Origin of the sequence: Vibrio sp. Vb1729, from assembly GCF_033338655.1 — a bacterium.
GTDB classification, from domain to species: domain Bacteria; phylum Pseudomonadota; class Gammaproteobacteria; order Enterobacterales; family Vibrionaceae; genus Vibrio; species Vibrio alginolyticus.
Map to the genome: position 1 here is coordinate 123,697 of NZ_JAWOTB010000051.1, position 15,244 is coordinate 138,940.

The window sequence follows — 15,244 nt, forward strand, 5'->3', positions numbered from 1 at the left end:
GAGAGCAGGGTGGAGTTGACGTCGTTACCTGTGATTGCTGTTAATCAGAGTCAACTCAGGTTGGTGGAGTGTGATCTAACACACTTAAAAATTTGTGCGCGATTATAGAGAGATTTTCTCAAAAAGCAAACGTTTGCTTTTGGCGTATTAAAAAACGAGCCATTTGGCTCGCTTTCAATCATTACGCTTTGGAGTAAATATCCCGCTCACCCAACCAGCGATCGATAATCGCTGTTGCGTTAGCCGGGTAATTGTCATGAATATGACGCGCAATACGCTGAACTTCGGGAATCAGGCGTTGATCTCGAACTAAGTCTGCGATTTTGAAATCAGCAAGACCTGTCTGCTTTGTACCCAATAGTTCTCCAGGGCCGCGAATTTCTAGGTCTTTCTGCGCAATGACGAAGCCATCGTTACTTTCACGTAGTACTCCGAGACGTTTTTGCGCGGTTTTTGACAGCGGAGAGTGGTACAGCAGCACACAATGGCTAGCAACGGAACCTCGGCCCACGCGACCTCTTAACTGGTGTAATTGTGCCAAACCAAGACGTTCAGGGTTTTCTATGATCATCAAGCTAGAGTTTGGCACATCCACACCAACTTCAATCACTGTCGTTGCGACCAGCAAATGCAGTTTATTGTCTTTGAAATCTTGCATCACCGCTTGTTTCTCTGCCGGCTTCATTCGTCCGTGTACTAGACCAATTTTTACGTCCGGTAGCTTACGTTGAAGCTCTTCTGCGGTATCTGCCGCGGCTTGCGCTTCTAATACTTCCGACTCATCAATCAGGGTACACACCCAATATGCCTGCTTGCCTTCGTTTAAGCAGGCATTTCGGACACGTTCGACGATATCATTGCGTTTGGTATCTGGAATCGCGACAGTCTGGATTGGTGTTCGACCTGGCGGTAACTCATCAATCACCGACGTTTCTAAGTCAGCATAAGCAGTCATGGCTAACGTTCGCGGAATCGGCGTTGCTGTCATGATGAGCTGATGTGGATAGGCGCCTTGTTTTGCGCCTTTTTCACGCAATTCTAATCGCTGATGGACACCGAAGCGGTGCTGTTCATCAATGATGACCAAAGCAAGGTGATGAAATTCAACGTGCTCTTGGAATAGCGCGTGAGTACCCACTACCATTTGCGCTTCACCACTGGCAATACGAGCCAGCTCGGCTTCCTTTGCCTTACCTTTGAGTTTGCCCGCTAACCAACCGACTTGAATGCCCATTGTTTCAAACCAGTTTGCGAAGTTGATAGCGTGTTGCTCGGCCAATAGTTCGGTTGGCGCCATGAGTGCCACCTGATGGCCATGCTCAATGGCTCTAACAGCGGCCAAAGCGGCAACCAATGTTTTCCCCGAACCAACATCGCCTTGCACTAATCGCATCATTGGGTGCGGTTTTTCTAGATCGGCTTCAATCTCTTGTACTACTCGGGTTTGAGCGTTTGTAGGAGAGAAAGGCAGTTGGGCTAAAAGCTGCGTTTTTAGTTTATGACAAGGACCGAGAGGTAGCGCTGAATCCTTCTGACCTTTGCTACGCACCGCCAGCATCGATAAGTTTTGTGCGAGCAATTCTTCCATGATCAAGCGGATTTGGGCAGGATGTTTGCCTTCGTCAAACTCATCTAAATTAATGGTTGGTGGTGGGCGATGAATGGTGTGCAGCGCTTGCGACATCGTGATTTGATGGTCATACAACCCAGCTGGAAGTAATTCCTGCACTGCGGTTTTATCAAGCAGGGCTAAAGCTTGTTCGGTAAGGTTGCGCAATGTGATTTGACGTAAACCATCGGTGGTGGGATAAACAGGGGTTAAGCTCTGTTCTACATCGGGCTTTTGCTCGTTAACGTAAAACTTGTAGTCAGGATGAACAATTTCCAAACCCATGCCACCGCGCTTAATTTCACCGTAAGCATGTACTAACTTACCTTGCGTGAAATTGTTCTTCATGGCTGCGGTAAAGTTGAAAAAGCGCAGCGTGATAGTGCCATTACCGTCGCTGATTTTTACCGTTAGCATTTTGCGCTTACCGAAGATGGTGTCGACTGCCATGACCTTACCTTGCACGGCCGCCCAAAGGCCAGCATGCAGTTTGGCAATAGGGTAAATACGAGTACGATCTTCGTAGCGTAACGGAAGGTGAAACAGCAAATCTTGAACGCTATGTAAGCCAACTTTGGCGAGTTTTTCTGCGACTTTCGCGCCAACTCCAGAAAGGGAGGTTAATGGGACGGCAGATAACATTTGGGCGGACATAGAGGGCTCAAGAAAATGGTTAACATAGCAGTATGTTAACCATGGAGCTGTGTTTTTGTACAGGAAAAAATAGTCATGCTTTAGTTAGTGTCATGATTTGACTGATAACCTATCATTCCGGGGGAGCTTTAGCGACATCAGGATTCTATTTCCAACAAGTATGTCGCTGAAGTTAACACTATTAGCATCAGTATATTTGAGAATTAGATCCTGAACCACGCTCCTTCGCCGCTGTTTAGAATGACGAAAGTATTTTACTTGCTTTGCATCTCTTGCCACCACGCGTCATCGGCGATGATTTGACCTTCTTCATCGAGTGGTGGGTAAACGAGCCCTTTTCGTTTCGCGACCTTTGCCAGCACTGGGTGACCACGTTCAAAGAGAATACGGTTGATTGTCTCTTTAGGCAGAGCGCTTTCTTCTCGGTCGTACATGCCTGCGGCTTCACGTTGACGTTGCGCTTCATACAAAATTACGGCACTGGCAACCGATACGTTTAGTGACTGCACCATGCCCACCATCGGGATAATAATGTCTTGATCGGCAAGCTGTTTGGCTTGCTCCGAAGCGCCAACCTTTTCGCTGCCTAAAATGATTGCCGTTGGTTTGGTGTAGTCGATTTCGCGAAAATCGACGGCGGTGTCCGAAAGATTGGTCACCAAAACCTGCATACCTTGCGCTTTGAGTTCGGTAATCGCAGTTTCAATCGAATCGTGAGTATCCACTTCAACCCAGTTACGCGCGCCAGCTGAGGTATGGCTCAGCGTACGCATTTTGTCTGGCCAAATTGCGTGAACTTTGTGTAAGCCTGTCGCGTCAGCGGTGCGGATCACAGCAGAGACGTTGTTTGGCTTATGTACTTCTTCGAGACAAAGTGTCAGATCAGTTTGGCGAGTTTTTAGGACTTGGTGAATACGGTTGTAACGTTCTAGGTTCATATTTATTGAGGTATAAAAAATCGCCACCTAACAGAGTAGGTGGCGATAGAGGTTAGTTCTTTCTGCGTCTGACTCGGGTTGCTTGAGGCATTGCCTTAATCTTACGCATGATACCAGCAAGGTGGACACGATCTTTCGTCGTCAACAGCACAGTCACAGTGTATAGACGACCATCACGTTCTTCCGTTGAAAGGCCATGAATGTTTGATCCTGTTTTCGAGATCACGTTGGTCAGTTCTGCAAGAGCACCTTGGTTGTTAAGCATGTCGACTTTAAGTTCAGCAATGAACTCTTTATCGTAGTCTTCAGACCAAGCGACAGCCATATAACGGTCTGGCTCTTTCTGATAACCACGAACGTTCGGACATGTTTCTCGGTGAACAACCAAACCACGACCAGGCGATACGTGAGCAATAATGTGATCATCTGGGATAGGATGACAACAATTTGCAAACGTCAGCAATAAGCCTTCTGCGCCACGAATCGGAAGCTTCTTCTTCGAGTCCGTTGGGATTGAACTTGTTGTCGTGAGCTCTTCGGTGTCACCAAGGAGACGACGTGCGATCACAATGCTCATCAACTCACCCAATCCAATAGCAGCCAATAAATCATCGATGCTTTCTAGGCGAAGATCATTCAAGACTTCTTGGATATTTTCTGGATAAATTGAATCAATCGAGTGACGGCCAAGTGCGTGATTAAGTAGGCGACGACCTAAAGTAATCGACTCTTCACGACGCATCGTTTTCAGTACTTGTCGAATCTTAGTGCGGGCACGAGAAGTCACGACATAGTTTAGCCATGCCGCATTCGGACGCGCACCAGGGGCACTGATAATTTCCACCGTCTGACCGTTTTTCAATGCCTTACTCAATGGGTAAGGGTTACGGTCAACACGAGCACCAACACAAGAGTTGCCTACATCGGTATGTACGGCATAGGCAAAGTCGACAGCCGTTGCGCCTAAAGGCAATTCAACGATACGACCTTTTGGTGTGAAGACGTAAATCTCATCTGGGAAAAGATCGGATTTTACGTTTTCAATGAATTCGAATGAGTTACCCGCGCTTTGTTGTAGCTCTAACAGGCTTTGCATCCAACGCTGAGCTTTCACTTGCGCAGTGGTGCCAGACTTGTCGCCTTTGTCTTTGTAAGACCAGTGTGCCGCGACACCTTTGTCCGCCATTTGATCCATATCTTCAGTACGGATCTGAACTTCAACAGGTACGCCGTGTGGGCCAACCATGGAAGTGTGTAGCGATTGATAGCCGTTCGCCTTTGGTACCGCGATGTAATCTTTCATGCGACCAGGACGTGGCTTATACAAGCTGTGTACTTGGCCTAAAACGCGATAACAAGTATCAGCGGTATCAACAACGACTCGGAACGCATAGATATCCATGATGGTGTGAAAGCGCTGTTCTTTGGTTTTCATCTTGTTGTAGATAGAGAACAGGTTTTTCTCACGACCAACGACGCGAGCATTCAAGCCAAAATCTTGCAGACGGCCTTCTATTTCGCTGTGAATGCGTTGGATCATCTCTTTACGATTACCACGTGCGGCTTTAACCACTTCTTTCAGTACGCGGTAGCGGTTGGGATATAGCGCCTCAAAGCCCAACTCTTCGAGTTCGGTTTTGATATTGTGAATACCAAGACGATGAGCGAGGGGCGCGTAAATTTCTAACGTTTCACGAGCAATACGACGCTTTTTATCTGGTCGAAGCGCGCCAAGCGTGCGCATGTTATGCGTGCGGTCAGCCAGTTTGATCAGAATGACGCGGATATCTTGCACCATGGCCAGAACCATCTTACGAAAGTTCTCAGCCTGAGCCTCTTTCCTATCGCGGAATTTGAGTTTGTCCAGTTTAGATACACCATCAACCAATTCTGCGACAGTGTTGCCGAATTTCTCTTCGAGATCTTCTTTAGTTACATCACAGTCTTCAATGACGTCATGCAGCAAAGCAGCTTGGAGGGTTTCGATATCAAGGCGCATTTCGGCCAAGATACGAGCCACAGCGACAGGGTGGATGATGTATGGTTCACCGCTAGAGCGGGTTTGCCCTTCATGGGCATCTCTCGCTACCACATAAGATTGACGCAGAGCCTCAATCTGAGGCTCTGTTAGGTATTCTTGGGCAACGTCTTTGAGGCTATCGAATAGATACAAATTATAGGCCCGGGAGGTTGTTGAATTCTAAAGTCAGAATTAACGGTTGTGAGCGATGCTGCTTACTGCCGCTAGCTCTGCCGCTTCTTGCTCTTGCTGTTCTTGACGTTCACGAGCGTCTAGAACTTCTTTAGTAATTAAACCTTCTTCGATTTCGCGTAGAGCGATAACCGTTGGCTTATCGTTCTCTTCTGGCACTAGTGCATCTTTACCGCCAGTTTGCATTTGACGAGCGCGGCGAGCCGCAATCAGTACTAGGTCGAAACGGTTGCCAACTTTTTCAACAGCGTCTTGAACAGTTACGCGTGCCATGAGGACTCCAAATAGTTAACTAAAATTTTAGAATGACGAGAAAGTATACAACCTAACTACTTTATTTACTAGCAATTAGACAAGCCACCGTTTGTGGACTTTCTCAGGTAGTTTATTGTGTTTTTCGCACTGGGCAAAAAACGGGAAATTCTTTATGTTTTACAGCGTGACTTTTTTGAAGTTACTCTGCTAACAACGCGTCAAGCATACCTTTATATTTAGCAGCTTGCTTTTCTTCCTTCAATCTTTCAGCACGCAAGATAGCTTTAAAATCCATCAAAGCGGTATCAAAATCGTCGTTTACGATCACGTAGTCGTACTCGTTGTAATGAGAGATTTCCGACTTGGCTTCAGCCATACGCTTTGCGATCACTTCATCGCTATCTTGACCACGAGTGTTCAAGCGACGCTCTAACTCACCGTTTGATGGTGGCAGGATGAAGATGCTTTTGGCTTCTGGCATTTGTTCACGGATTTGGCGTGCGCCTTGCCAGTCGATATCTAGAAAAACGTCGATACCTTTATTTAGTGTTTCTTCAATCCATACACGAGATGTGCCGTAATAATTACCAAACACTTCTGCGTATTCTAGGAAGTCACCTTTAGCGATCAGGGCTTCAAACTCATCTTTCGCTACAAAATGGTAGTGGACACCATTTTCTTCACCAGGTCGCATGTTGCGCGTGGTGTGAGACACAGACACTTTCATTGCGTAGGTTGGGTTGCGTTCCAACATCGCTGAGATCAAGCTAGATTTACCTGCGCCGCTAGGTGCAGATACGATATAGAGAGTACCTTTGCCCATTGTACTGTTCCACTTTTGATTGGATTGATTGAGTGCCGAAGGAAAGTTCGACATTCTTATAACGATAGCACTGGCATTGAGAAATCAACCACCAAAGGGGTGGATATTGGTGATAATCCCGCCAGAAAAATGGAGGCGAAGAGTATCATGATCTCTATTTTGTTACCAGTTGATCTTTCTGTCTGTGATCGTCCCAGATGAAATAGTTACTTACGCCAGAGTGTTCCTAAACAGCGAAGAAGGAGCGTGGTACAGGACTTACCATCCGCGCACTCTGTTATTAAAACCATTTCTACAACCGTTTAGTGTGCTGATTTTAGGTTTAGAGTCCCGATTTGGCTTGCGTGAGTGACTCTGGTTAAAAATAGGGGTTAATAAAGATAAAACGGAAAAAAGGGGAAGCTTTCACTTCCCCAGGCGTGCGACTGACTCACACTTAATCTTCGAATTATCCTTGAGACTCTAGGAAATTTATCCAAGGGCTAACGGTTGACCTGAATTTTGGCGATTGAGCAGCGCCTTTCATCGCCTGCAAGGCCTTTTGTGGTTGCTTAAGCTCGAAATAGGCCATCCCGCGAATGTATTCAAGTTCTGCCTTTTGCTCTTTAGAGGCACTGGATGCCGCGCTTTCTACAAAACGAGTTGCTTCATAATACTGCTTGTCTTGTATCATTAAGCGAGCAATCTGAATTTGCGTTTTAGCAGAAGGAGCGAGGTTATATGACTTTTTATAAGCGAGAATTGATTTATCTAGCTCTTTAGCTTGCTGCCAGAAGCTGGCTAGGCGGTCATAGTTTTCCTTCGTCTTTTCAATGTTTCCAGCTGCCATTTCCTTTTCAAGAGTTTTGGCTGCTTTATATGGAATACCTTGATAAGCCAAGAAGTTTACAAAGCGTAAATATTCCTTCTCTCCTTCTAGTTTCCCCATTTTGTAAACCATTTCTAGGGTGGCTAGAGAGTTGCGTTCTTGACCTAGCTCCATGTAGACACCAGAAAGTTGCATCCAGTAACGCTTTTTCTGAGGGTACTTTGAAGTCAGAGTTTTGAGTACACTGGCAACGCTTTTCAGCTGGCCTAACTCGTAGTGAGATGCAACGAGAATTAAGTACCAAGACTCACTTGGGCTCTTGCTCATCGCGATGGCTTTTTTGGTTGGCGGGATTGCATTTTTGTAATCTTCCAACTGAACATAAGCGCTCGCTAACGTGATATAAGCATGAGCTTGAGGCTTCTCTTTGGTTGTTTCTGCAACCTTGAACCATTCCTTCATCGTTTTTACAGACAACGTATACTTTTCTTCAGCTAGGTAAAGCTGAGCCAAGCTGTAGCGAACTTGTTGAGCAACCGGAACGGGAAGTGCGTCGAGCTGTAATGCTTCGGCAAAGTATTTTGCTGCTTGCACATAATTGTCTTGTAGCGAATACAAAAAGCCAGTCTGCTGAAGTAAAACTGCTCGGTCGTATTTTTTCGAACTTGTGCTTTCTAAAGCGCTTGCTAGTTTTTCTTTCGCTGCTGAATATTTTTCAGTTGCGATCAACTCTTGCACTTTGTTAACGGTTCGAAATGTCCGATCTGATAACTGAGGAGCTTCTTTTGCCATCGTAGGAGCGGCCATTGCCACTCCTGCGAAGAGAATTAAAGAAGCCACTTTGCTTTTCCATAAACTTTTCATCGTGACTCCTTAATTGGTTGAGAACTCTATTTCTTGCGATAGGCGCGAGCTAACAGGTTTCCCGTCAACCAATTTTGGTTTAAATGTCCATTTAGAGACTGTTTTTCTTGCCGCTCGACCGAGGCCTAAGCGTCGTGGTTGCTCTTTAAGAACTTTGATGTCCTCTACGGCACCACGTGCGTTTACAGTAAACTCTAATAAGACGACCCCTTTTTCTATTCCTGCTTTCGCAGCCTTCCTAGGCATTTGAGGTTGGAATGTCGCTAGAGGTGTTGGACCTCCGCTACCCGCGAGTTGCGCACCTCCACCCTGGCTATAATGTCCAAGCACCGAACCACCTGTAACATTTACGGGTAGGTCAAGCTTTGGCATATCCATTGGGGTCTGCTCCATCACCGGTTTTACTGTCGCTGTCACTTTCATTTCTGGCGGCGGCGGCGGACGCTTAGGCGGTGGTGGCTTTGGAAGTTCGCGTTTTTTCTCCTGTATTTTTTCGTCTGGTTTAATGCGAATAAACTCGACCATACGCAGGTCATCATTCGACACTAACTCGTGGCGCTCTTTGTTTACTAGCTTGTCCATCCCCCAGAACAACCCGAGGGAGACAATGAGCGCCAGTGCAATTGAGGCCAGATACCGCATAAGCTTAATCCTTATTGGTTGCGGCAATGGAGATGCTTTCTACACCTGCCATTTTGATCTGGTCCATAACCTTCACGACTACGCCAGCATTTGCTTCTGTGTCGGCTTGGATAACAACTGCGCCATCAGGGCTTTCTGCACGAAGACGTTCAATATTCGCGCGAACCGCGTCCACTTCGATGCGGCGTTTATCAACCCAAACATCACCCGCCGCACCAACTGCGACCATGATGTTACCTTTTTTCACGGTTTGCGCAGAGCTTGCTGTCGGGCGGTTTACTTCTAGACCAGCTTCTTTTACGAACGATGTTGTTACGATAAAGAAGATCAACATGATGAATACGATGTCGAGCATCGGTGTCATATCGATAGCGGTTTCATCACTGCTATCACTGCTATAGCGTCTTTTCATGACCTATACCTCTAATTCCATTTACTCAGGCAATATGCTTTAGCTTATCTTCCAGCTTTTGCGTTGTGACTTTGGCTAAATGATCAAGACGTGAACTAAAGAACAGTCCTGATAGAGAAGCCACCATCCCGGCTAAAGTTGGGATTGTTGCCTTTGAGATCCCCGAGGCCATTGCTCGAGGGCTTCCTGTTCCTGTTACCGCTAAGATGTCGAATACTTGGATCATGCCAACAACGGTGCCGAGCAAACCCAGTAAGGGACAAAGCGCAATCAACACTTTCACGATTGGCAGGCCCTTTTTATTCTCAATGTCCTGACGAGAAACAATTTCTTGTCGGATCATCTTAGCGTTCCAGCTCTGGTGCTCTGATCGCCCCTGCCATGAGCCAACGGCTTTTTTCATGGCTTTTGGAGCGACGGCAGCAAAATAGAACCAACGTTCTAACAATACTGCCCACAGCATAAAGCTGAGGATGAAGATGGCGACGAGTACATCGCCACCCATTCCCAAGAAGCGCCTAATTGATTCAAGTTCTCCAACTAACCACCACATAACGCCTCCTTAGCTTTCGGCTTTATGTAGTTTTTCCTGATAGCGAGCGATGAAGCCTGCACTCTGTTCTTCAAGAGTTTGAACCAAACGACGACCTTTACTGTGTACGATGGTGTAAAGGAACAGTAATGGAATTGCGACAACCAGACCTAACATGGTTGTAACAAGAGCTTCAGAAATACCGCCAGCCATCAGTTTAGGATCGCCGGTACCGAACAGAGTAATGGCTTGGAATGTGCCGATCATGCCCATTACCGTACCCAGTAGACCAAGTAGAGGTGCTACAGAAGCGAACAGTTTGATTGAGCTGATAAAGCGTTCAATGCTCGGTGCGTTACGTAGGATGATTTCGTCCAGTTTCGCTTCCAGATCTTCAAGGTTGTCACCTTTGTGCTCTTGGTAAGCCTGGATAACTTCACCCAGAGGGTTACCAGGAATCACGGTTTCTGATTTCGCTTGCTTACGCATTTTACCGCCAATCACTTGAAGGCGTAGGAAGCAAACTAGAGCAATGATAGCGCCAACTGCACCCATACCAAGGATGACGTAACCTACAATGCCACCTTGATCAATACGTTCTTGAACGGTAGGGCTTTGTACAAGTAGAGACAGAATTACACCACGGGATGGGTCAATAAACAGTGGCTCATAGCTGTTTGACGCTGACTCAAAGCCCGCAACATGACGTGTAATATTGGTGCGAGGCTGTCGAGAGAGTTCTTCGAACTTACCTGTTTGAGGTACATAAGTAACGTACTTACCATCGGCAATCGCGTTAAATTCACCGACAAGAGTAACATCGCGAACCGCTTCTTTACCTTCGCCATAAACAACCGTTGCTTGGGTTGTTGCTGTCTCGCCTGAGGCAACCACTTGTTGAAGAATGGTATGCCAGAATGCTTCTAGCTCTTGTGTTGATGGCAGTTCTTTACTTTCAGCCAGTTTCGTTAATAGAGCGTCACGCTCTGGGAACTGAACTGCGTTTTGAGAGGCTGCAAATAAGCCTTTAAACTCGCCCGCATATTGGCGGACCACACCAAACATTTCGCCCAAAGTACCAGAGCGAACACGTAAGGTTTCTGTTAGTTCAGTCAGCTGCTTATCGTTTTCATCAAATGTCGCTTTAAGTTGATCGCCCAGTGCTTGCTGTGAAGCTAGCTCTTCACGAGCCTGTTGCAATAATGCTGCTTGCTTATCTCGGTTGTTCTTGAACTCAGCTTCACGGGCTTTGTTCTCTTTTGACTCAACGATGCTTTCTGATTTTACGTTTTTGAGTAGTTCAGATAGGTTTTTAGGCGTTTCTGCTTGTACGCCTGAAGCCATAAATAAGCTCGCTAGTAGACCAGCGGCTAGAGTTTTGAATCCTTTCATCTCTTATTCCTCCCCAGCATATACAGGCAATTTGATTAGCGCTGGTGGCGCTTGCTTCTTCGCGATTCGAAGGCCTTGCTGTACCGCTATGCGGTAGCTTTCCGGTAATGTTTCCCATTGACGTGTTTGTTGGTTCCACATACCTGTCTCACCACCGTCTGGAGATTGGAATAAAAGCGCCGTGCGACCAATACGTAGGAAATCGTAAGTCACGGTTTCCCCATTTCTATCTAGGCTAGCTTTGTAAGATTCAATTGAGCGAGAGAAGCCTTCTTCAATTTGGTAGGCTTCCATCACTTTACGGAATTTCTCAGAAGTCGTTACGTCGGCGCGATCCATGAGACGACGCAGTTCTTGGACACGTTTATTACGTTCTTTTTTCTGGAAAGGCAGATCGAGAGTCACAAACTCATCGAGTGCATCGATCATTTTAAGTGTTAGTGGCACTACTTCTGTTGCCGTTTGATCGATCTGAGCAATTTGGTTATTTAATGAGTCCAATTCACCTTGCTGTGATTGAACCATACGATTAATTTGCTCGTTGTAGACTTTCATGCTGTCGATTTGACGTAGTAAGCCTTTGTATTCTGCCAACATGCCTTCAGTACTTTCGGCATAATTGTCGATTTTTTGTTGCGAAGCTTCTGAAGATTGATTTGCTTTTGCTTGTGTGGAAACGACAGCACCAGAGTTGGCCGCTATAGAGCTACTACTGATAGTAAGCAATGCTGCAGCTATGGCACTGAGACCAAATTCCTTGAATTTCATGGTTGCATCCTTGTCAGTGTTTTAGTCAGTCGAAAAGGGCGCGGAAAACCCGCGCCAAATATTTTTTAGAAGTCGTATGATGCCTCGACGTATAGCTGACGTCCGATTGGATCGTCATACCCAGTTGCATAGAATGGAGAGGTATCGCTTAGAGGATCTGCAGGCGGTACTTTGTCAAACATGTTGATAGCACCAAGAGTTACACGACCACTCTCGTTGAATTGGTAAGAAGCCGTTAGGTTCCACGTTGTCATACTAGCGATTTCTGCTTTGTAACCCGCTTTTTTAGCAGAATCACAGTCATCAAAGTAGTAACGGTTTGCGTAGCTTGAACACATACGGTCGCGGTATTTACCAAATAGGTTGATAGCGACATCTTCATATGCCCAGCCAAGATTTAACGTTGCGGTGTATTCAGGCATGAAATCTCTTTCATCCGTTACAGGCTCGCTGTCGTTTTCTTGATATTCAGCAATCAAGATCTTCGTTACAGCAACACGCGTGTTAAATGAACCGAACTCATTAGTGTCGTATGCGTATTTGATCGCTAGGTCAATACCAGAACGCTCTTCATACGACTGGTTCACTGGACCATAGGATACCGACTTGATGGTGCCATCTGGGTTACGAACGACTTCAGTACCTGGGTATTTACCTGGATCGTTAATTACGTCTTGGTAAGTTGGTGCTGTTACGACGTCTTCCATCTTGATGTGGTACCAGTCAACGGTTACACCAAGATCATCCACAGGCTCCCACGCTAGGCCCAAGTTAATGTTTGTACTTGTTTCTTCTTTCAGCTCTGAGTTAGGTCCATTAAGCGTATCGAAGTACTGAGTATCACACTCTGGGTACTTGTCTTTATCTTGTGGGCCGCTACCACCAGCGTTGGCACAAAGCACAGGGTCAAAACCAGAACCAAAGCCTCGAGTTTGATCACCAAATAGTCGCTTCAAGTCTGGAGCTCGGAAGCCTAGACCGTAGCTACCACGTAGCAATAGGGTGTCAGTAGGACGGTATGCTAGGGCTACTTTAGGAGTGAATGCGCCGCCAGTTGCCGAGTCGTCGAAGTAGTGGTCGTAACGACCAGCGACAGTCATTTCTAAATCTTCAATGATAGGAATAAGAGCTTCAACACCAAGACCAATCTGATCACGGTCACCGCCGCCTGATGTTCCACCTAGGCCAGAGAAACCACCAGCTGCTGTTGTAGCATCAATCGTCTCATTGTAGTCAGTACGGTTCCATTCACCATAAACAGCAAAGCCAGACATACCTGCAGGAAGTTCAACCAAATCACCAGCCAGTGAGCCGTTAACAGAGTAAAGCTTTGAGTAGGCTTCTTTGCTTGAAGTGCCGCTGTATTTGTCTACAACGTCTTGAGAGATAGGCCCTAGAAGATCGACATCACCATTTTGTACAGCTTGGTCGAGAGTTAGGAAGATTGCTGGGTTGCTTGTTTCAACGCTTTGCTCAGAGTAACCAGCGGATAGGTCCCAATCATACGTATCAGCAAGCAGGCCGTTCAAGCCTAAGGTTAAGCCAAAAGAATCGGCTTCAGTGTTACTTTCGCGTGGTCCAAATTCGACCATACGGCGAGTGTATTCGCCTTCGCCGCGGAAGTGAGTGGCATCAACTTCAACGCTGTAAGGGTTAGGTTCGAATTCAGATTCTGTAGACTTGTAGCCAAAACGGGCTTCTGCCATGGCAGTGACATTGTCGTTAATGTCCATTTCACCACGTAAAAGTAGGTCTACTTGTTTGTTTTCTGGTTTTAATGTTCGGTATGCAGAGCGGTTAACACCACACTTTCCATCCGCTCGTTCAATCGCGGCATCACCAACGACTTCTTTACATGAAGAACCAGCATCAGCTGGTGTTAGAAGTGTTCCGTTGGCGCCTTCAAAGTTTGCACCGTAGCTAGAGTAGCCACTTAGCTGAGAACGGCTAGAACCGTCATCGCCAGCCCAATCATCTCGGTCAGATTGCTTTAGCATTTCGTTGCCCGCAAATTGGCCAACGAAGAGAATACGTTTGTCGTCAAAGTTTTTGCCAGCTACAACGTCTAAACGACCATTTTGGTAACCACCATCCGTCGCGTCACCCGCGCGTACTTTTACAGAAACGCCATCAAAGTCTTTCTTTAAAATGAAGTTTACGACACCACCGATTGCGTCGGAGCCGTAGATAGCAGAACCTGAGTCGGTCATTACTTCAACACGCTCAATAGCGGCGACAGGGATTTGGCCGATATCTTGGAAGTTAGATGTACCATCTTGTGCTAGCGGGTATTGAGGAAGACGACGGCCATCAATAAGAATCAATGTGCGTGACGCGCCAAGGCCACGTAAGTTGACTGACTGCGCTGCTGGTGTAAACGAGAAAGAGTCTGTTTGAGCCATTACACCACCTGTGTTTTGGGTCAAACTGTTCAATACGTCTTGCGCGCTGTTAAAGCCTTTAGACTCAATGTCTTTACTATTAATAACAGTAACTGGTGATGGACCTTCCATATCCGTCGTGGAGATACGCGAACCAGTAACTTTCATCTTTTGAAGTTTTTCAACTTGCTGCTCTTCTGCCAGTGCTGTTGCTGGGGCTGCAACTGCTGCTGTCCCCAAAGCAAGGCTTATCGCAACAGATAAAGCGGTTGTGTTTTTATACATCCTTGTTGCTCCGATTATTATTATTTCCTATGTCTGGCCGCATAGCGGCCAAATGTGACGTTAATATTTCGTTAACGTTCGGCCAATGTATAACCGAGATGAAAAAAGGAAGTCAAACCAGTGGTAAACGGGGATGCTTAAATGTAAAAAAGATGTAAATAACCAGGCTTTGTTTAAAAGGCGGAATAAAAAACCGAATAAGGTTTATGCATCGAGATTAAATTTCAATAAAACACCGTATTTTGTGTTTCTTATAAACTTTAATGACTTATCTTGCCTATGGTTTTTTAGTGGGTAATTGAATCTGGAAAAAGATATTTTTCCAGTGAATTGTTCTGAGATGAGTTTTATATCGAATCCATACTTTGTTAGCTCGAACTTATTAGGTGGTATCAAAATATGATACCCATTGCTGTTAAAGGGCTCACTCGTATTTTTAGGTCAAATATAACCTTGGATTATGTGTCTATTTATGTGTGTAGGGTGCATTTTTATGTAGGGTTTTGGCTCTAAACAGCCTAGATTGATATTCTGTATGAATTATTTTTGTGGTTTTTTATAATTTTTTACAAAAACATTTCTGTTTTTCGACATCGAAGGAAGTTTGTCATGTTTTGGTTTCAAACACTTGAAGCTGATGTGGATTCAAGATAAATATGACGCTGAAAT

12 protein-coding genes are annotated in these 15,244 nt (G+C 45.8%); all 12 read right to left on the bottom strand.

The genetic code is table 11. The features are described from left to right. Positions 1–181: 181 nt before the first annotated feature. The gene (recG, locus tag R7E29_RS22910; RefSeq protein WP_136976540.1) at positions 182–2,263 is read right to left on the bottom strand and encodes an ATP-dependent DNA helicase RecG; all 2,082 of its coding nucleotides are present in this window, start codon (positions 2,261–2,263) and stop codon (positions 182–184) included. 254 nt (positions 2,264–2,517) lie between these two features. Continuing rightward, positions 2,518–3,201, bottom strand: a complete 684-nt coding sequence (trmH, locus tag R7E29_RS22915; protein ID WP_017820702.1) for a tRNA (guanosine(18)-2'-O)-methyltransferase TrmH — start codon at positions 3,199–3,201, stop codon at positions 2,518–2,520. A gap of 52 nt (positions 3,202–3,253) precedes the next feature. Beyond that, positions 3,254–5,374, bottom strand: a complete 2,121-nt coding sequence (gene spoT, locus R7E29_RS22920; protein WP_005379340.1) for a bifunctional GTP diphosphokinase/guanosine-3',5'-bis pyrophosphate 3'-pyrophosphohydrolase — start codon at positions 5,372–5,374, stop codon at positions 3,254–3,256. 39 nt (positions 5,375–5,413) lie between these two features. Beyond that, complete coding sequence (rpoZ, locus tag R7E29_RS22925; RefSeq protein ID WP_005379346.1) at positions 5,414–5,686, bottom strand: DNA-directed RNA polymerase subunit omega; 273 nt, start codon at positions 5,684–5,686, stop codon at positions 5,414–5,416. Between the two features lie 181 nt (positions 5,687–5,867). Next, on the bottom strand, positions 5,868–6,491 hold the full coding sequence (gene gmk / locus R7E29_RS22930) for a guanylate kinase (RefSeq protein WP_005379347.1): 624 nt from the start codon (positions 6,489–6,491) through the stop codon (positions 5,868–5,870). Positions 6,492–6,939: 448 nt separating this feature from the next. Next, positions 6,940–8,163 carry a tetratricopeptide repeat protein gene (locus tag R7E29_RS22935; protein WP_054576831.1) on the bottom strand — a complete coding sequence of 408 codons (1,224 nt, stop codon included), beginning with the start codon at positions 8,161–8,163 and terminating at the stop codon, positions 6,940–6,942. Positions 8,164–8,172: 9 nt separating this feature from the next. Then, positions 8,173–8,805: an energy transducer TonB gene (locus R7E29_RS22940; RefSeq protein WP_005379353.1), complete on the bottom strand. Its 633-nt coding sequence runs from the start codon at positions 8,803–8,805 to the stop codon at positions 8,173–8,175. Positions 8,806–8,809: 4 nt separating this feature from the next. Next, positions 8,810–9,217: an ExbD/TolR family protein gene (locus R7E29_RS22945; protein WP_005379359.1), complete on the bottom strand. Its 408-nt coding sequence runs from the start codon at positions 9,215–9,217 to the stop codon at positions 8,810–8,812. Positions 9,218–9,242: 25 nt separating this feature from the next. Next, positions 9,243–9,770 carry a MotA/TolQ/ExbB proton channel family protein gene (locus R7E29_RS22950; RefSeq protein WP_005379363.1) on the bottom strand — a complete coding sequence of 176 codons (528 nt, stop codon included), beginning with the start codon at positions 9,768–9,770 and terminating at the stop codon, positions 9,243–9,245. A gap of 9 nt (positions 9,771–9,779) precedes the next feature. Next, positions 9,780–11,141: a MotA/TolQ/ExbB proton channel family protein gene (locus R7E29_RS22955; RefSeq protein WP_017634999.1), complete on the bottom strand. Its 1,362-nt coding sequence runs from the start codon at positions 11,139–11,141 to the stop codon at positions 9,780–9,782. A 3-nt stretch (positions 11,142–11,144) separates the two neighbouring features. Further along, entirely contained in the window at positions 11,145–11,909 is a 765-nt protein-coding gene (locus tag R7E29_RS22960) for a DUF3450 domain-containing protein (RefSeq protein WP_005379365.1), read from the bottom strand. Positions 11,910–11,974: 65 nt separating this feature from the next. After that, on the bottom strand, positions 11,975–14,575 hold the full coding sequence (locus R7E29_RS22965) for a TonB-dependent receptor plug domain-containing protein (RefSeq protein ID WP_017634998.1): 2,601 nt from the start codon (positions 14,573–14,575) through the stop codon (positions 11,975–11,977). Positions 14,576–15,244 lie beyond the last annotated feature (669 nt).